A 17,713-nucleotide genomic window follows, 5' to 3' on the forward strand; every position below is an offset into this window, starting at 1 on the left:
AGAGGAGAGCAAGAAATGGCAGAAGTACTTGTGCTCGTCGAGCACGCAGAGGGAACGCTCAAGAAGGTCAGTCTCGAGCTCATCACCGCGGCACGCGCACTCGGTGAGCCGTCGGCAGTCGTAACCGGTCCGGCCGGCACTACCGACAAGCTGGCCGACGCACTGGCAGAGGCCGGTGCCGAGAAGATCTACGCCGCCGAGTCCGAGGACATCGACGGCTTCCTTCTCACACCGAAGATCGATGTCCTGTCGAGCCTCGCGGAGTCCGTGAGCCCGGCAGCGATCATCACTGCGGCCAGTGCCGAGGGCAAAGAGGTTGCAGGCCGCCTGGCTGCACGCCTGGGATCCGGGCTGCACTCCGACGTCGTCGCCGTGAACGGTGACGGCAGCGCCGTGTACTCCATCTTCGGTGGCGCGTTCACCGTCGAGGCCAAGGCCAACGGCGACGTTCCCGTCATCTCGGTTCGCCCGGGTGCAATCGAAGCCGAGCCGAAGGCCGGCGCAGGCACCCGCGAGGCCGTCGAGGTACCAGCTCAGGAAGAGGGCGTGACCAAGGTCACCTCGCGTGACCCGATCGTCGGCGGCGACCGTCCGGAACTGACCGAGGCGAAGGTTGTCGTCTCCGGTGGCCGTGGCGTCGGTAGCGCCGACAAGTTCAGCGTCATCGAAGAACTGGCCGATTCGCTCGGTGCCGCCGTCGGCGCATCGCGCGCAGCGGTCGACTCCGGCTACTACCCGGGCCAGTTCCAGGTCGGCCAGACGGGCAAGACCGTCTCACCGCAGCTCTACATCGCTCTCGGAATTTCCGGTGCCATCCAGCACCGCGCGGGCATGCAGACTTCGAAGACGATCGTCGCGATCAACAAGGACGAAGAGGCACCGATCTTCGAGATTGCCGACTACGGCATCGTGGGCGACCTGTTCAACGTTGCACCGCAGCTCAAGGACGCAGTGAAGAAGCACAAGGGCTGACAGGCTCTGTAATTGCCGAAGAATGTCCCCGCCGTCCTCGCGACTGCGGGGACATTCTTCTATGACGACCTGTTCACAGAAGAAGCAGTTCACACAACGGCTTCGGACGCGTTACCCGCTGGATGCGCTGACGCCGCACCCAGTCGTTAGACACAGCATCATGGCCACCTCAGTCATGAATTTGCACCTCTCGACCGCTCCCGTCACCGACCGATACACGGTGGTGATGGAAACCGACAAAGACCACCGCGAAGCCGCGCAGCGCCTTCGCTACGACGTGTTTGCCTCCGAACCGGGCTTTCGAATGCCGAGTAATTCCGATGGACGCGACTTCGACCGATTCGATGAACACTGCGACCACATACTCGTCCGCGACAATCGGAGCGACTCCTTCGTCGGGTGCTATCGAATGCTCCCTCCCGACGCTGCGATCCGGGCTGGTGGGTACTACACCGCGACCGAGTTCGACATCACCGCGCTGGACCCGGTGGGCGCCAGGGTTGTCGAAATGGGCCGAGCCGTCGTGCATCCCGACCACAGATCGGGATCCGTTCTGGGTTTGATGTGGGCCGGAATTCTGCACTATCTCGAGGTCACCGGGCTGGAGTCGGTGATGGGTTGTGTGTCGGTACCCATGCAGTGCGGGGATGCGGAACTGCCCGGTGCGAACATTCGTGGGGTGCGTGACTTCCTCCTCGATCGGCATGGATCCCCGCTCGATCGGCGGGCTGTGCCATACAACCCCGTGGTCGTCGAGGGAAGATCGCTCGACGACATAGCGAGCCCTGTCCGGATCTCGATTCCGCCGCTGTTGAAGGGCTACCTGAGGCTCGGCGCCACGATATGCGGGGAACCCGCTCATGATCCGGCATTCGCAGTTGCCGATTTTGTTGCGCTCCTCGGTCTGCAGCAAGCGAATACGCGCTACCTGGACCGGCTTCGTAGCGCTGCGGAATCGTTCGAGAGGAAGTCGAGCGCGTGAGCGAGCACTCGTGGATGCCGTCGAGTCCGTGCGGAGACCGCTGCATTCCGCGCAGCGCGGAGTCCATCCGGCGGATCGGAGTGGTGGTGCGCGCCGCATCGGCATTGTTCGCCATCGGATTGGTGCCACTGTTGATTCTGATCGGTCTGTTCTGGCCACGTGTCCGAAGCGGCGCAGCGATAATCGGCGCGAGAGTGTTGTTGGCGGCGGTCGGCATCGGTCTCCGAGTGGAGGATCTTCGATCCGACCGAGAGGCCTCGCGCACGCGGAACGGTTCGCTGGTGGTCGCAGGCCATGTCTCCTGGACCGACATCCTGGTGTTGACCGCGATTCGCCCCGCCAGATTCGTCGCTCGGGGAGATCTGGTCGAGTGGCCCGTCCTCGGACTCCTGGCGCGGTCGATGAAGGTGATTCCCATCGATCGAGGAAGGCTTCGCGCGCTTCCCGGGACAGTCGATCAGGTATCGGCCACGCTGCGCGACGGTGGCTCGGTCATCGTTTTTCCCGAGGGGACGACGTGGTGCGGTCTCGCCTACGGATCGTTCCGGCCCGCCATGTTCCAAGCCGCGATCGATACCGAGACCTGGGTGCAGCCGGTTCGGCTGCGATATGTCGACAGCTTTCGCGATCGGACGACGACGTCGACGTGCTTCGTCGGGGACGAGACCATCGGTCGGTCGATCGGACGTATTTTTCGGTTGAGGGGCATAGTGGCGGAGGTCGCATTGGTCGCCCCGCAGGCCCCAGGACACGACCGACGCGACCTCGCGCGTCGATGTGAGGACTCGGTCAGGGCCGATGACGTGCACGACCGGCGCCTTCATCCAATAAATGAGCGCGTGGACATCGATCCGAAGGCCACGTTCACGCGCAGGTGACGCACTCCGGTCCCGGTATCGCGTGCAAAGGGCAATGGCGAGGACCCGCTATCCTGGTAATCGTTATGCCTTCTGCCCGCAGTTCGGCTGCTATCGACTCGACGAGTCCTCCCGTCTACCTCGATCACGCAGCGACGACACCGATGTCCGCCGCCGCGATCGAGGCGATGACTGCTGCTTTCGCTACCGTCGGCAACGCGTCGTCCTTGCATGGCTCGGGCCGTGCGGCCAGACGCCGTGTCGAGGAGTCTCGTGAATCGATCGCTGCAGACCTCGGCGCGCGGCCTTCGGAAGTGATCTTCACCTCAGGTGGCACCGAGAGCGACAACCTCGCTGTGAAGGGAATCTTCACTGCCCGACGCGACGAAGACTCCCGTCGTACCAGGATCATCGCCTCATCCGTGGAGCACCACGCCGTGCTCGACGCGGTGGAGTGGCTCGTTGCGCACGAGGGCGCTCAGGTGACGTGGCTGCCGGTCGACGAGTCGGGATGCGTGCATCCCGACGTACTTCGCGCCGAACTCGATGTAAGCGCGAGTGAGACGGCGCTGGTCACCGTCATGTGGGCGAACAACGAAGTCGGCACCATCATGCCGATCCGAGCTCTCGCACGTGTTGCTCGCGAATTCGATGTGCCGATGCACAGTGACGCCATTCAGGCAGTTCCACATCTGCAGGTCGACTTCGCTGACAGCGGGCTGTCCGCGCTCAGTATCGCGGCGCATAAATTCGGTGGCCCGCAGGGCGTCGGAGCGTTGCTGCTCGGCCGGACCGTCCCCTGCGTTCCGCTGTTGCACGGTGGCGGCCACGAACGTGACGTTCGATCGGGCACCCACGACACAGCCTCTATCGTCGCCATGGCTGCAGCGCTGAGGGAGGCCGTCGACAATCGTGAGCGGCAGCACGAAGAACTGTCCCGGCTGCGCGATCGCATGATCGCCGGGGTCCGCGCATTCGATCCCGATGTGATCGTCAACGGCGCCGCAGGCGAAGGTGGCCTGGCAGGTATTGCACATTTCACATTTCCTGGTTGCGAGGGCGATTCGCTGTTGATGCTGCTCGATGCCGCCGGGATCGAATGCTCGACGGGGTCTGCGTGCACGGCAGGCGTTGCAAGCGCCAGTCATGTATTGATAGCGATGGGGGCGGACCCGTCGACTGCGCGGGGGTCGTTGCGGTTCTCGTTGGGAGCCGGGTCTTCCGACAGTGACATCGACGCCCTCCTGGCGGCTTTGCCTCAGGTAATCGAACGTGCCCGCGCTGCGGGACTTGCGAGCGTAGGAGCTCGGGGAGGACATCGCTGATGCGTATTTTGGCAGCAATGAGCGGCGGAGTCGATTCGGCGGTGGCGGCGGCTCGGGCCGTCGACGACGGACACGATGTCGTCGGTGTACATCTGGCATTGTCCAGCGAGCCCGGGACGCTTCGCACGGGCTCACGTGGGTGCTGCTCGAAGGAGGACGCCGGTGATGCACGCCGCGCTGCTGACGTCCTCGGAATCCCGTTCTACGTCTGGGATTTCGCCGACCGATTCAAAGAAGACGTCATCGACGACTTCATCGAATCCTATGCCGCAGGCGAGACTCCCAATCCGTGCTTGCGCTGCAACGAGAAGATCAAGTTCTCTGCGCTGGCCGACCGCGCACTGGCACTCGGCTTCGACGCCGTCGCAACCGGTCACTATGCGCAACTGCACGATGGTGTCCTGCGTCGAGCGGTCGATGCCGACAAAGACCAGTCGTATGTACTTGCCGTTCTCACCGAGAGCCAACTCTCTCGCGCGATGTTCCCGATCGGCGACACACCGAAATCGGAGATCCGCGCCGAAGCGGCCGAGCGGGGACTCGCTGTCGCCGACAAGCCGGACAGCCACGACATCTGCTTCATTCCCTCGGGTGACACCCGAGCATTCCTCGGTGCCACGATCGGAATCAGGCCGGGCAAGGTCGTCGACGCCGACACCGGCGCCGAGCTGGCCGACCACGACGGAATACATGGATTCACCATCGGGCAGCGCAAGGGCCTGGGTGTCGAGGGACCTGCAGCAGACGGGAAGCCGCGCTACGTGACGGCGATCGAAGCCGAGAGTGGCAACGTGATCGTAGGATCGGCGACGCGGCTGGATGTCTGGGGCATCACCGGAGAGCGCGCGGTATGGACGCAGGGAACCGCGCCGATCGGGCCGATCGAGTGCGTCGTGCAGGTTCGTGCGCACGGCGGCCTGACCGACGCCGTAGCCGAGGCCACCGCCGACGGAGGCATGGACATTACTCTTCGTGCACCGCTCACTGGCGTTGCGCGGGGACAGGCTGCCGTTCTGTATCGCCGGGATATGGAGGGAGACATCGTGATCGGGAGCTCCACGATCTCCGGTACTCGTTCCGAGAACGTGTGACCGCGGGCGTTTTCAGCTCCCTCTCGACCGGTATCGGATCGTGGCCCGGTGTCGACGTTCGTGAAGCCTGCGTCGTCGTGCTCGGGGAGCTACCGGTTCTGCCTCATCTCGTAGAACTCCCAGCCCGCGGCATCGGAGCCGACATGATCGGTCGTACCGGTGCCATCATGGCGGACATCGAACTGGATGTCCGAACTTCGGGTTACCGTGTCGCTCAGCGTAAGTCGCTCACCGGACGGCGTGCTGCGGACCTACTGCGCGAGGATCTCGATGTTCTCGAAGAGCTTTGGGAGACGGGTGGTTTCGCGTCCTCGGACCGCCGGTTGAAAATTCAGGTCGCCGGCCCGTTCACCATGGCTGCGCAGGTGGAGCTTCGGTCGGCCCATCGCGTGCTGACCGACCGTGGTGCGGTGCGCGACTTCGCTGGATCGCTGGCAGAGGGGATCCGGCAACACTGTGCGGAGATATCCTCGCGCCTCGGCGTCGAGGTGGTCGTCCAACTCGACGAGCCGAGTCTTCCTGCGGTGCTGGAAGGTTCACTGAGTGGGGTGACGATGCTGGATTCGGTGCGCGCTATGCCGGAGCCCGACGCGCTGGATCTGCTCGACACCGTCATAGCTGGTATCGGCCTCCCGGTTGCCGTCCATTGTTGCGCTCCTGCCGCTCCGCTCGAGTTGATTCGTCGGAGTGCTGCGCAGGCCGCGGCAGTCGACGTCTCCTTGCTGCGATCACGCGATCTCGATTCTGTGGGTGAGTTCCTGCAGGCCGGAAAAACGTTGATGTTGGGGTTGGTGCCCGCTGTCGCCCCGGATCGGACACCGAAATGGCGTGAGGTGGCGACACCTGCGGTGACGCTCGTCGACCGGCTCGGGTTTCCGCGGTCCGTGCTCGCGACGCAGATGTCGGTAGTACCTGCGTGCGGACTTGCGGAGGCGACGCCCGAGTGGGCTCGCACTGCGCTGGCTCTGGCGAAGGACGTCGCAGACGCCTTTCAGGATGCGCCCGACTCCCTGTAGCGCTTTCGGTGCGCCGACGTCGTCAACGGTGTCGGTCGGGTCCGTTAATCTTTCGGGGTGGACGAAACGACTGCTGTACCGCGTTCTGCTGCCGAGCGTTCGATCGACAATCCGGCGGGGGAGTCGGCGGGCACTCCTGCCTCGGGCGCCGATCGTGAACGGTGGCAGGCCCTGGCCGAGGAAGTTCGAGGCCACCAGTTTCGGTACTACGTCCGCGATTCGCCGATCATCTCCGACGGTGAGTTCGATGTTCTGCTGCGGGAACTGACCGAACTCGAGCAAGCGCATCCAGATCTTCGGACCCCTGATTCGCCGACGCAACTGGTCGGCGGAGGATTCGCCACCGACTTCACGGCAGTCGATCATCCCGAGCGAATGTTGAGTCTGGACAATGTATTCGACTACGAAGAGCTTCGCACCTGGGCGAAGAGAGTCGAAGCGGAAGCCGGCCCGAATCTCCATTACCTGACCGAAGTAAAGATCGACGGCGTCGCGCTCGATCTCGTGTACGAGAACGGAAAACTGGTTCGCGGCGCTACCCGCGGTGATGGTCGTACCGGTGAGGACGTCACCCTCAATGCTCGAACGATCGAGGACATACCGGAGACTCTCGTGGCCACCGCGGACCACCCGATCCCGGCGTTCCTCGAGGTCCGCGGCGAAGTCTTCTTCCGTCTCGAGGATTTCCGGGCGCTCAATGCATCACTGGTCGAGGAAGGTAAGCCGCCCTTCGCCAATCCTCGGAATTCCGCTGCCGGCTCCTTACGACAGAAGAATCCGGCTATCACTTCCAAACGTCGGCTGGGGATGATCTGCCACGGCCTCGGACGAATTGAAGGGTTCTCGCCCGATTCGCAATTGCACGCGTACGAGGCGTTGAAGGCCTGGGGGTTGCCCGTCTCCGTTCATACGACACGCGTTCAGGGGATCGACGCTGTCGTGGAGCGAGTGGCCTACTGGGACGAGCACCGGCACGACGTCGAACACGAAGTCGACGGGCTCGTGGTCAAGATCGACGACATGGGTCTGCACCGCCGACTCGGTACTACTTCACGTGCGCCGAGATGGGCGATTGCGTTCAAGTATCCGCCCGAGGAGGTCACCACGACGCTCCTCGACATCAGGGTGAGCATCGGTCGAACCGGCCGGGTCACTCCGTTCGCCTACATGAAACCGGTGCTGGTCGCCGGATCGACCGTGTCGTTGGCGACCTTGCACAACGGTTCCGAGGTCAAGCGCAAAGGCATCTTGATCGGGGATACCGTCGTGATCCGTAAGGCGGGCGAGGTCATTCCCGAGGTGCTCGGCCCGGTGGTGGATGCCCGTACCGGTGAGGAAACCGAGTTCGTCATGCCGACGCATTGCCCCGAGTGCGGCACGCTTCTGGCACCCGCCAAGGAGGGCGATGCCGATCTGCGGTGTCCCAACTCGCAGTTCTGCCCCGGCCAACGACGCGAACGGTTGTTCTTCGTCGCCGAGCGTGGCCGTTTCGACATCGAAGGTCTGGGATACGAGGCCGCGTCGGATTTGCTCGCGGCGGAGGTGGTTCTCGACGAGGGAGATATCTTCTCGTTGACGGAAGAGGATCTGTTGAAGACCTCGATCTTCCGAACCAAGGCGGGCCTGTTGTCCGCCAATGGACGCCGGTTGTTGGACAATCTCGATTCCGCGAAAGATCGTCCGCTGTGGCGGGTACTGGTCAGCCTGTCGATCCGACACGTAGGCCCGTCGGCCGCTCGAGCGCTCGCAGGTGAGTTCGGCAGCCTCGACCGAATAGAGGCCGCCTCCCAAGAGGAATTGGCCGCTGTCGACGGCGTCGGTAACACGATCGCGACGGCGGTGTCGGAATGGTTCTCGGTGCCCTGGCATCGCGAGATCGTCGACAAATGGCGTGCGGCAGGTGTGCGGATGGAAGACGAACGAGATTCCTCGATAGTGCGCAACCTCGAAGGACTCTCGATCGTCGTGACCGGATCGCTCGAGAAGTACTCGCGCGACGAGGCAAAGGAAGCGATCCTCGTTCGCGGCGGCAAGGCAGCCGGCTCGGTGTCGAAGAAGACTGCATTCGTCGTTGTCGGAGAGGCACCTGGAACCAAGCACGACAAAGCCGTCGAGCTGGGGGTGCCGGTGTTGGACGAAGCGGGGTTCACGACGCTGCTCACCGAGGGGCCCGACGCTGTCCGGCCGGCCGAACCGGAGTAGGACGGACGATCTAGTTCAGAACAGTGGCGACGATGCCGGCCAAATATCCGAGGCGGGCTACTTCCGACGGCCTGAACTCTGGACCGCCGGGGCGTCCGAGCATCAATACTGTTCCGGTCGAGCCCAGCGGCGCGGCAGCCAGTGTCGTGTCCATGTCTCGCCACACCTTGGGGACCCAATCGGCATCGCCGTCGAGGCTTGCCGGACGTGTGAGCGGCATCCAGGGCATCTCGGTGGCGTGGGTTTCGGGGGCGCCCGAGCTGCCGACGACTCGAAACGATCCGTGTTTGTTCGTCGCCACCACGACGCTCCACCCGACGCGCAATACTCGTGGTGCGCCGTCGACGAGTACCTGAAGTCGATCGTCGGACGCCGCTGCGACGCGGTCGATGAGTTCCAGTTCACGGTGGGTGTCCAGCACTCCGGTGTACGGCCTGATGGAGTCGACTCGGACATCGGTCACATTCTCCGAAGCAGTGATCAACGTGTCCGGCAGAGATCCGGGCGCCACCTCCACGACGAGGTCGTCCACCGCGTAGCCGTCGCCCCGTTCGATCACGTCGAGGGACAGGATGTCCGCGCCGACGGAACCCAACGCGACTGCGAGTGCACCGAGACTGCCTGGTCGATCGGGCAGTTGGACGCGGAGCAGGTACGACATGTCGCAGCCTTTCGGTGGCGTGTGGCGGAAGAGTTCGGTGCCGTCAGCTATCGGAACTTAACCGACCCGATGCGCCGCATCTGTACAGCGCCGCGCGCAATCCTCGCACTGTCTTGGATCTGAGGTCGAACTGCAGCCCCGCACGTAACCGGGGCGACATATACCGCGGTGTCGACCGAGGAGAGTGAACGCTGAATGCGACGACTGGATGGTCAGCTACTACGCTTGCACACGGTCGCGTACCTGTGCGGCTTGCTCTCGACTTGTGTGAAAGGGGTCTACGCGGTGCCTGATATCTCCCGCGACGAGGTGGCTCACCTCGCCCGGCTGTCCCGGCTGGCTCTCAGCGAAGCCGAATTGGACGAGTTCGCCGGCCAGCTGGATTCGATTCTTCACTACGTGAAGACGGTCGCGGAGGTTGCGGCGGACGACGTCCCACCGACGGCCAATCCCAGTGCTATCACCAACGTGACGCGACCGGACGTGATCGTGCCGGGTCTTACCCCCGAGCAAGCGTTGTCGAGTGCGCCCAACGCAGAGGGGAATCGGTTCGCCGTCCCGCAGATTCTGGGAGAGAACGAATGACCGATCTGACTGCTCTCGACGCCTCCGAACTGGCGTCGCGTATTCACTCTCGTGAAGTCTCGGCAGTGGAGGTGACGCAGGCTCACCTGGACCGTATCGACAAGGTCGACGGCGAGTTCCACGCATTCCTTCATGTCGCCGGAGCCGGTGCCTTGGTGTCCGCCAAAGAGGTCGATGCTTCGCTCGCTGCCGGGGATGCGCCCGCATCCGCGCTCGCCGGGGTGCCGCTTGCGCTCAAGGACGTCTTCACCACGACCGATATGCCGACGACGGCTGCGTCGAAAATTCTCGAGGGATGGATCTCTCCCTACGATTCGACGGTCACCTCCAAGCTTCGGGCCGCGGGTATCCCATTGTTGGGCAAGACCAACATGGACGAATTCGCGATGGGCTCGTCCACCGAGAACTCGGCCTACGGACCGACCAAGAACCCGTGGGACACCACACGCATCCCGGGTGGCTCCGGAGGCGGAAGTGCGGCAGCGCTGGCCTCGTACCAAGCCCCGCTCGCCATCGGCACGGACACCGGCGGTTCGATTCGTCAGCCCGCTGCCCTTACCGGCACGGTCGGCACCAAGCCGACGTACGGCACGGTGTCTCGCTACGGGCTCATCGCCTGCGCGTCCTCGCTCGATCAGGGCGGCCCCTGCGGGCGCACAGTTCTGGACACCGCATTGCTGCACGAGGTCATCGCTGGGCACGACCCACGCGATTCCACCTCGGTCGACACCGTTGTGCCGTCGGTCGTTGCGGCAGCACGCGAAGGTGCCCGAGGGGACCTTTCCGGTGTTCGTGTCGGCGTCGTGAAGGAATTGCACTCCGACAGTTATCAATCCGGTGTCATCTCCTCCTTCGATGCCGCCGTGGCGACTTTGACCGGTCTCGGTGCCGAGGTGGTCGAGGTGTCGTGCCCCAGTTTCGTGCATGCCCTCGCCGCGTACTACCTGATTCTGCCTTCCGAGGTGTCCTCGAACCTTGCCCGTTTCGACGGTATGCGATATGGCGCCCGCGCTGGTGACGACGGAAGTAACAGCGCCGATCAGGTCATGGCCATCACGCGCGCCGAAGGATTCGGCGCAGAAGTCAAGCGTCGCATCATGATCGGTACCTACGCGTTGTCCGCCGGGTACTACGACGAGTACTACGGTCAGGCACTCAAGGTCCGCACTCTCATCGCGCGGGACTTCGACGCCGCTTACGAGAAGGTGGACGTGCTGCTGTCGCCGACGACACCGACGACAGCGTTCCCGTTGGGGGACAAGGTGAACGATCCGATCGCGATGTACCTCAACGACCTGTGCACGTTGCCGACCAACCTTGCCGGCCACTGCGCAATGTCCGTGCCTTCGGGTCTGGCGGCCGAGGACGGGTTGCCTGTCGGCTTGCAGATCATGGCACCGGCATTCGCCGACGATCGCCTCTACCGGATCGGTGCGGCATACGAGATTGCTCGCGGCCCACTGAAGTAACGCGATCATGAGGTCGTGGCCGCGTGGTTTCGCACATAACGTGGTTCATCTACGTATCGAGGGTCAGTTCGTCTCGATAGCGACGGTCGCGGCGATAGCGGCCGTGATGATGGTGGCGGTCGTGCTGTGGGTTCGCCTCGGTCGCGGAGGGGGCGGTTTCGTTCGCACCGGAGATACCGCGATCGGTGCGGCCGGACTCGCTGCTGCAGTCCTCGTCGTCCTGGCTACTGCAGCTCAATTGAACGTGCACACCTTCGAGTACCCCACACTGGCGGCGGCGCTGGGCCATCCACCGGTAGTCGCGGCTGAGTTATCCGCGCTGGAGAAGCCGGCATCCTCGGTGGTCGAGAGCCGACCACTCGAGGATGCGTGGCAACAGTCCATTACTTGGCGAGGGTCCGACGCCCTGCCCGATCACGGCAATGTCATCGAAGCGGATATTCCCGGCACCGCATCGGGTTTCTCCGCACGCCCAGCGTCGATCTACTTCCCTCCCGCTTACTTGTCGGACCCCCGCGCCGATCTGCCGGTCCTGGTACTGCTGACCGGCCAGCCGGGACACGTAGTGGACTGGCTGGCCGGCGGCCACCTCGCGCGCACGATGGATACGTTTGCCGCCGCCCACAACGGACTCGCCCCGGTCGTGGTGGTGGCGGACGCTCTCGGTGACACCGAGGCCAACCCCATGTGCATGGATTCCGATCTCGGGAACGCGTTCACGTACCTGTCCGTCGACCTGCCGACGTGGGTGCGTGGACATCTTCAGGTGGCATCCGATCCGCGGGATTGGGCGATAGGCGGTTACTCCTACGGTGGAACCTGCGCGTTGCAGACTGCGGTCCTCGCACCGGCCGTGTATCCGACGTTTCTCGACATCTCGGGTGAGGACGAACCGCGGCGAGGGACGCGAGAGGAGTCGATCGCGGCCGCTTTCGGCGACAACAGTGAGGAATCGGTGCGCCGCTTCGATTCCGTGGCGCCGCTGACGGTTCTCGACGAGCGTTGTTTCGGCTCCAGCGCCGGGGCATTCGTGGTGGGGACCGACGATACCGAGTTTCGACCGCAGACCGAACGTGCCTTCGCCGCCGCGAAGGTAGCCGGAGTCGACGCGCATCTTCGCGAGCTTCCCGGTGGGCACTCGATGTATGTGTGGGCACCAGCTTTGGAAGCGGAAATGGACTGGCTCGCAGCACGTATGGGGCTGACCTCTTAGCATCCGGGCATCGAGGTTCCCTGGTCGGTGCCGTATCGGTGGCCGTGCCCAGCAGGGACGCCGAGTGCGGAGAACAGGTCCACTGTCGTCTGGACGAAGCTGACGACCGGTATCCATCGCGGTATCGGCGCGTCGCGACGGGCGAAGCTCAGATCTGGTTTCGATCCGACGAGTTCGGTGGACCACCAGACGACTGGGTCCGATGCGTTCGCCAACATCACCGCGTTTCCGGGGGCAACCTCGTGCGCAGGTGGGCCTGCCCACAGCGCTCCACACAGTGTCGTCGGCACAGTAGTTCTCCGGAGTACGGCTGCGGCCGAACTGCCTCCGATGGCCCCGAGACTTTGGCCGTAGAGATAGAGGTTCGGCCGCGCCTCGAGCGGTACCTCGCTTACACGGCGCGATATCGCCTCGAGCAATGCCGTCGCTGACGCCTCGGCCAGCGGTTGTGCGAAAAGGAAAGTGGCCCAACTGGGTTCATATGAATACTGGGCCGCAACGGTGGCGACATCACCGTCGAACCGTGTTTCTAGTCCGGTGACGGCATTCTCGTCGATCCACCCGGAACCGGTCGGTACAGCGACGACGATGTGCGAGCGGTCGAATCCACCTGCGCGGTCGAGCTCGCGTACTGCCAACTCGGCGCGTGCCTCGACGTCGGTGGACGCTTGGACTCCGATGTAGGCGCGTACGGTCGAAATATCAGTACCGCCCGCGGCGAAAATGCGGCCTTCACGGCCCAGATCGTTCCAGGTGATAAGCGATGCAGCACTGCCGGACCGAGAACGCGAATTCGGAATCGGCAGGGAAATGTCGACGAGCGAATTCGCTACAGCGGACCGTTCGGCAAGGCTGGAGAAGGCCATCGGTACCGCGATGAAGTAGGAGCCGATCAGGAGGACTGTCAGCATGACAATCGCCTTCACTCGTCCAAGGCGTAGATATCCGCGAGTGGTCGCGAGAAAGAGCACGATCAGAATCGCCGAGACGGAGACCGAACCGCACAGTACTTCGACCCAATGCAACCGGCTTGCTGCAGGCATGCCCATGGACGAGCGCAGGGAGCTCTGCCACCTCGCTGCGGCAACTCCTGCGAGAGCTACCGAGACAACACTTGCCGCAGCCGCCACACGTCGGGCTCCGCACTGCGGGGCGACCGGCACGAGTCGGCGGAGAAGTCGGTGGAGTCCAGCCGACAGTCCGAGGCCGAGGGCCGCCATGACTCCAGTGACCAGTGCTTGTGTCAGCGAAGACCTGGGCAGAAGTCCCGGGGCAAGCGATGCTGCAACCATGCCTCCGACGATCAGCGATGTCGCGACGCGAGGAACAGCGAGTCGGGGCTCGGGAGCAGTCCGAAGTGCAGCAGTGGGGCGCAGGCGGACGGACGTGGTCATGATGACACTGCCTGGCGGGCGCGACGAGAAGGACAGGGCGACAAGGCGCCCAGCGTCGCGGCCGACAGTGCGGTAACGACAGCGCCGGCAAGCAGGAACGGTAGTGCAGGTTCCGGAATGGGTGTCCCGTCGTGCTGACGCCATGAGTTCAAACGAACCGAGGATGCGGCAACCTCGGCCATGCCGTCGCACACTGCCCGAGAAAGAACTTCGGTCCGCTGCGCACACGCGGCGTGCATATCTGCTGCAAGCTTCGAATCGAGGCTTCGTCGGGCAGAGGAGGGAAGCCTGTTGCCGTGAATCGCGCCGTGGCGTAGCAGATCGTAGCCGAGATCATGTGCTGCGCAGGCAGATTCGAACTCATCGGGCAGCGGTATCGGCGACGAGCAGCTCCCACCGGGATTCACCAGCAAGTCATGTTCGATGGTAGGGGAGTAACCGAAGTCGCCGACGAAGGCGGGCGGCACTTTCGATGCCGCGTCGGCTGCGTCGTGCATGGTCAGTGCCTCGATAGCAATCGTGGTTTCGGTACGCACCGTCGATCCGGATGAAGCGTCGGCACTCGCCTTTGGTACCGAGAACGCCACGTTCGCAGCCAGTGCTGCGCACACCGCCGCCACCGTGACCAGGTGGTTCGTTCGTCTTGTTTCGCTGGGCGTCCCGGCCGTTTGCTTCATAGTCAGAACGCTATGAACGGGTTGCGCCAGGCGTCCTCGCCCTGCGGTGCTGGTTCTGCCCGACACCGACACCTGAACGTCGACGCTGCGCTGATACCTAGGGGTTGGTGCTCTCTCACTCCTCAGTACGATGACTTTTCGGGTCAGGGTTCCTAGTGTTCACACCTGTGGGCAGAAGAATACTCTTCAGAACGCGCCGGACGAACGGCGCACGGACGGGCGCCGTTGCGCGCGTCGTTTCCTATATCGGTCCGATTCGGCTGGTGGATATCGCGATCGTGGTGATCACTGCCGTTCTCTATGCGGTGGCGTGGCCGACGCTCGCTCTCACCCATCAGGTTCCAGCCCCGATCATGCCGATCATCGCTGCGCTCGCTGCGTTTCCGTTTGTCGCGGTCCGCACCAATCCAGCACTGGGATGGGCTGTTTCGGCAGGCTCTGGATTGATCATCCCGGTCGCGTTTTCGCTGCAGCCGGGGTGGGAGTATCCCTGGCAGGTCGTGCATATCATCGTTTTGCTGACTCTTCTGTTCGCGGTGAGCTTGCGATGTGCAGTGCCGATCGTTGCGGTCGCCTGGGTGTCGACCGTGTTGCTTTTCGTTGCCGACATGCCCGGATCCGACGGGATCGGCTGGGCGGTGGGCCTGACGGCGATCACGATCTTCGGCCTGCTGATCCGCTGGCTGATCCTCTCGCGTCGACAACTGGCGAAGCAAGAGGAAGTAAACGATCTCGAGCGGACACGGCGCACAGTGTTGGAAGAGAAAGCCAAGATTGCACGCGACCTGCACGACGTGGTTGCCCACCACATGTCGCTGGTCGTTGTTCAAGCCCAGACCGCACCTTTTCGTCTCGACGATGTATCACCCTCGGCTGCAGCTGAATTCGATGCGATCGGCGCCACCGCACGCGAGGCGCTCAACGAAATACGTGGAATGCTCGGGGTACTTCGAAGCGATGGGGAACAAGCGGCGGATGCGCCGCAACCCGGAGCGGCCGACGTCGAGTCACTGCTCGAAGGCAGCCTCCGCGCAGGGGTCCGATTGAGCTGGACATCGACCGGAGATCCGGCGGTCATGTCGGATGCAGCAGGTCTCGCGCTGTACCGCATCGTGCAAGAATCGCTGTCCAATGTGGCCAGGCATGCCCCTGGGGCGGAAGTTCGAGTGCGGCTTACCTACGACCGAGACCCGGTATCGATGGAGGTCGTCAACGGACCTGCACCTGGCAACGGAACTGCGGTGATCGAATCGGGCACCGGCGGACATGGTGTGCGCGGTATGCGCGATCGCGCGATGGCCGCATCGGGGTGGCTGGATGCAAGGATTCTTCCCGACGGCGGATTCGAGGTAGTCGCGCGGTTGCCGCCACGCGTCACCGCCCCAGCGGCAGACAGGTCGGCATAGGGTGTCGCCTGTGGCCATCACCGTTTTCATCGCCGACGATCAGGCCATGGTTCGGCAAGGATTCGGCGCACTTCTAGCCGCGCAGTCCGACATCAGCGTCGTTGGCGACGCAGACAACGGCGCTACCGCGGTGACCGAAGTCGAACGTCTGAGACCCGACGTCGTATTGATGGATGTGCGGATGCCGCAGATGAACGGACTGGAGGCCGCCCGGGCGATCCTGCGCGGCTCGCATGACCCACCGGTACGTGTCTTGATGTTGACGACGTTCGATATCGACGATTACGTGTACGAGGCACTGGCTGTCGGTGCGAGCGGGTTCATGCTCAAGGATGCGCCTGCCGAGGAGTTGATTCGCGGCGTTCGCGTCGTCGCGGCCGGTCAGGCTCTGTTGGCGCCGTCGGTGACGAGGCGGCTCATCGCAGACGTGACCAAGAGACGTGGTTCGCTGCGATCGCAGCCGGCGAAGTTGGCCGTCCTCACACCCCGCGAACGCGAGGTCCTCGAACTGATCGCACAGGGCCTGTCGAACGGCGAAATCGCCGAGGCACTCTTCGTAGCGGAACAGACCGTCAAAACGCACGTCGGCAAAGTTCTCGGCAAACTTCACTTGCGCGATCGAGCCCAAGCGGTTGTGCTCGCCTACGAAACTGGAGTCGTCACACCCGGCTGATGTTGCCCATCGTGCTGCCGAAGCGGAAACGAACCGGCAAGATTACGGTGGACGGTATGGATTCGAGGAGAGGCGAGAATGCTATGCGCATCGGAGTTCTGACCGGCGGTGGTGATTGCCCAGGTCTCAATGCGGTGATCAGAGCAGTGGTGCGCACTGCAGATGCGCGATACGGATCGACCGTCGTGGGATTTCAGGACGGATGGCGCGGCCTGCTCGAGAATCGGCGTGTCCAGCTTCGCAACGACGACCGCAACGATCGGCTGCTGACCAAGGGCGGCACGATGCTCGGAACGGCGCGTACCAATCCCGATGTGCTTCGGGCCGGGCTCGACAGAATCAAGGAAACGCTCGAGGACAACGGAATCGATGTCCTCATCCCGATCGGTGGTGAGGGCACTTTGACTGCCGCACACTGGTTGTCGGAGGAAGGGGTACCCGTCGTCGGGGTGCCGAAGACCATCGACAACGACATCGACTGCACCGATGTCACATTCGGGTTCGACACTGCTCTGACGATCGCCACCGACGCCATCGACCGTCTGCACAGCACCGCGGAGTCCCATCAGCGGGTCATGCTCGTGGAAGTAATGGGCCGTCACGCCGGCTGGATCGCGCTGCATGCAGGTCTCGCGTCGGGATCTCACATGACGCTGATCCCGGAGCATCCCTTCGATGTTGACGAGGTCTGCGATTTGGTGCGTAAGCGCTTTCAGCGCGGTGATTCTCATTTCATCTGCGTCGTCGCCGAGGGCGCCAAGCCGAAAGAAGGATCGATGTCGTTGCTCGACGGCGGCATCGACGAGTTCGGACACGTCAAGTTCACCGGAGTTGCCCACCAACTGGGCCAGGAGATCGAGCGTCGGATCAACAAGGAAGTGCGCACCACGGTCCTGGGTCATGTCCAGCGCGGCGGCACACCCACTCCATATGACCGGGTGCTGGCGACAAGATTCGGGGTCAATGCAGTCGACGCTGCTCATGCGGGCGATTTCGGTCAGATGGTATCGGCGCGTGGCACCGAAATCGGTCTGGTATCGCTTGCCGAGGCGGTCAAGCAACTCAAACGAGTGCCCGAGAGTCGGTACATCGATGCAGCGGCGTTCTTCGGATAGAGCACCGCCTGTTCGTGTTCATACCTCACCGTCCGATCCCGATCGGCACCCGTGGTTACTCGCACGATGTTCCGA

Annotated in this window: 16 protein-coding genes; 13 read left to right on the forward strand and 3 right to left on the reverse strand. The window is 63.4% G+C overall.

The window, feature by feature from the left end; translation table 11 throughout:
* The first annotated feature begins 15 nt into the window (after nucleotides 1–15).
* From BJD99_RS17770 to ligA, 7 genes are all read left to right on the forward strand, one after another.
* Nucleotides 16–972 carry an electron transfer flavoprotein subunit alpha/FixB family protein gene (locus BJD99_RS17770; protein ID WP_084348523.1) on the forward strand — a complete coding sequence of 319 codons (957 nt, stop codon included), beginning with the start codon at nucleotides 16–18 and terminating at the stop codon, nucleotides 970–972.
* 160 nt (nucleotides 973–1,132) lie between these two features.
* On the forward strand, nucleotides 1,133–1,954 hold the full coding sequence (locus tag BJD99_RS17775; RefSeq protein ID WP_143542224.1) for a GNAT family N-acetyltransferase: 822 nt from the start codon (nucleotides 1,133–1,135) through the stop codon (nucleotides 1,952–1,954).
* Nucleotides 1,951–2,832: a 1-acyl-sn-glycerol-3-phosphate acyltransferase gene (locus BJD99_RS17780; RefSeq protein WP_256895906.1), complete on the forward strand. Its 882-nt coding sequence runs from the start codon at nucleotides 1,951–1,953 to the stop codon at nucleotides 2,830–2,832. Before BJD99_RS17775 ends, BJD99_RS17780 begins: the two co-directional genes overlap by 4 nt.
* Nucleotides 2,833–2,897: 65 nt before the next feature.
* A complete protein-coding gene (locus tag BJD99_RS17785) occupies nucleotides 2,898–4,136 on the forward strand; it encodes a cysteine desulfurase family protein (protein WP_084348524.1) in 1,239 nt (412 codons plus the stop codon).
* Entirely contained in the window at nucleotides 4,136–5,227 is a 1,092-nt protein-coding gene (mnmA, locus tag BJD99_RS17790; protein ID WP_084348525.1) for a tRNA 2-thiouridine(34) synthase MnmA, read from the forward strand. Before BJD99_RS17785 ends, mnmA begins: the two co-directional genes overlap by 1 nt.
* Nucleotides 5,224–6,243: a methionine synthase gene (locus tag BJD99_RS17795; protein WP_084348526.1), complete on the forward strand. Its 1,020-nt coding sequence runs from the start codon at nucleotides 5,224–5,226 to the stop codon at nucleotides 6,241–6,243. Before mnmA ends, BJD99_RS17795 begins: the two co-directional genes overlap by 4 nt.
* 102 nt (nucleotides 6,244–6,345) lie before the next feature.
* Nucleotides 6,346–8,445: an NAD-dependent DNA ligase LigA gene (ligA, locus tag BJD99_RS17800; RefSeq protein WP_256895945.1), complete on the forward strand. Its 2,100-nt coding sequence runs from the start codon at nucleotides 6,346–6,348 to the stop codon at nucleotides 8,443–8,445.
* 10 nt (nucleotides 8,446–8,455) lie between these two features.
* On the opposite strand, the gene BJD99_RS17805 is transcribed toward ligA, so the two are convergent.
* On the reverse strand, nucleotides 8,456–9,106 hold the full coding sequence (locus BJD99_RS17805) for an amino acid-binding protein (RefSeq protein ID WP_084348528.1): 651 nt from the start codon (nucleotides 9,104–9,106) through the stop codon (nucleotides 8,456–8,458).
* A gap of 285 nt (nucleotides 9,107–9,391) precedes the next feature.
* Here BJD99_RS17805 and gatC point away from each other — a divergent pair, with 285 nt between their 5' ends.
* From gatC to BJD99_RS17820, 3 genes are read left to right on the forward strand one after another with little or no spacing between them, the layout of a single operon-like run.
* Nucleotides 9,392–9,691 carry an Asp-tRNA(Asn)/Glu-tRNA(Gln) amidotransferase subunit GatC gene (gene gatC / locus BJD99_RS17810; protein WP_084348927.1) on the forward strand — a complete coding sequence of 100 codons (300 nt, stop codon included), beginning with the start codon at nucleotides 9,392–9,394 and terminating at the stop codon, nucleotides 9,689–9,691.
* Nucleotides 9,688–11,160 (forward strand): Asp-tRNA(Asn)/Glu-tRNA(Gln) amidotransferase subunit GatA, encoded by a 1,473-nt coding sequence (gatA, locus tag BJD99_RS17815; RefSeq protein ID WP_084348529.1) that lies wholly within the window; start codon nucleotides 9,688–9,690, stop codon nucleotides 11,158–11,160. The genes gatC and gatA overlap by 4 nt, the downstream gene beginning before the upstream one ends.
* A gap of 7 nt (nucleotides 11,161–11,167) precedes the next feature.
* Nucleotides 11,168–12,373 carry an alpha/beta hydrolase family protein gene (locus BJD99_RS17820; protein ID WP_256895907.1) on the forward strand — a complete coding sequence of 402 codons (1,206 nt, stop codon included), beginning with the start codon at nucleotides 11,168–11,170 and terminating at the stop codon, nucleotides 12,371–12,373.
* On the opposite strand, the gene BJD99_RS17825 is transcribed toward BJD99_RS17820, so the two are convergent.
* Nucleotides 12,370–13,767 carry an alpha/beta-hydrolase family protein gene (locus BJD99_RS17825; RefSeq protein WP_084348530.1) on the reverse strand — a complete coding sequence of 466 codons (1,398 nt, stop codon included), beginning with the start codon at nucleotides 13,765–13,767 and terminating at the stop codon, nucleotides 12,370–12,372. The two genes, BJD99_RS17820 and BJD99_RS17825, sit on opposite strands and share 4 nt — an antisense overlap.
* Nucleotides 13,764–14,444, reverse strand: coding sequence for a phospholipase A2 (locus BJD99_RS17830; protein WP_143542225.1), 681 nt, complete (start codon nucleotides 14,442–14,444; stop codon nucleotides 13,764–13,766). Before BJD99_RS17830 ends, BJD99_RS17825 begins: the two co-directional genes overlap by 4 nt.
* Before the next feature lie 245 nt (nucleotides 14,445–14,689).
* Here BJD99_RS17830 and BJD99_RS17840 point away from each other — a divergent pair, with 245 nt between their 5' ends.
* The 3 genes from BJD99_RS17840 to BJD99_RS17850 all read left to right on the forward strand — a co-directional run bounded on the left by BJD99_RS17840 (nucleotide 14,690) and on the right by BJD99_RS17850 (nucleotide 17,638).
* The gene (locus tag BJD99_RS17840; protein ID WP_256895946.1) at nucleotides 14,690–15,850 is read left to right on the forward strand and encodes a sensor histidine kinase; all 1,161 of its coding nucleotides are present in this window, start codon (nucleotides 14,690–14,692) and stop codon (nucleotides 15,848–15,850) included.
* Between the two features lie 10 nt (nucleotides 15,851–15,860).
* Nucleotides 15,861–16,523 carry a response regulator transcription factor gene (locus BJD99_RS17845; RefSeq protein ID WP_084348533.1) on the forward strand — a complete coding sequence of 221 codons (663 nt, stop codon included), beginning with the start codon at nucleotides 15,861–15,863 and terminating at the stop codon, nucleotides 16,521–16,523.
* 83 nt (nucleotides 16,524–16,606) lie between these two features.
* Nucleotides 16,607–17,638: an ATP-dependent 6-phosphofructokinase gene (locus BJD99_RS17850; protein ID WP_084348930.1), complete on the forward strand. Its 1,032-nt coding sequence runs from the start codon at nucleotides 16,607–16,609 to the stop codon at nucleotides 17,636–17,638.
* Nucleotides 17,639–17,713: the final 75 nt, after the last annotated feature.

This window comes from Rhodococcus sp. 1163 (assembly GCF_002091985.1).
Classification (GTDB): Bacteria; Actinomycetota; Actinomycetes; order Mycobacteriales; family Mycobacteriaceae; genus Rhodococcoides.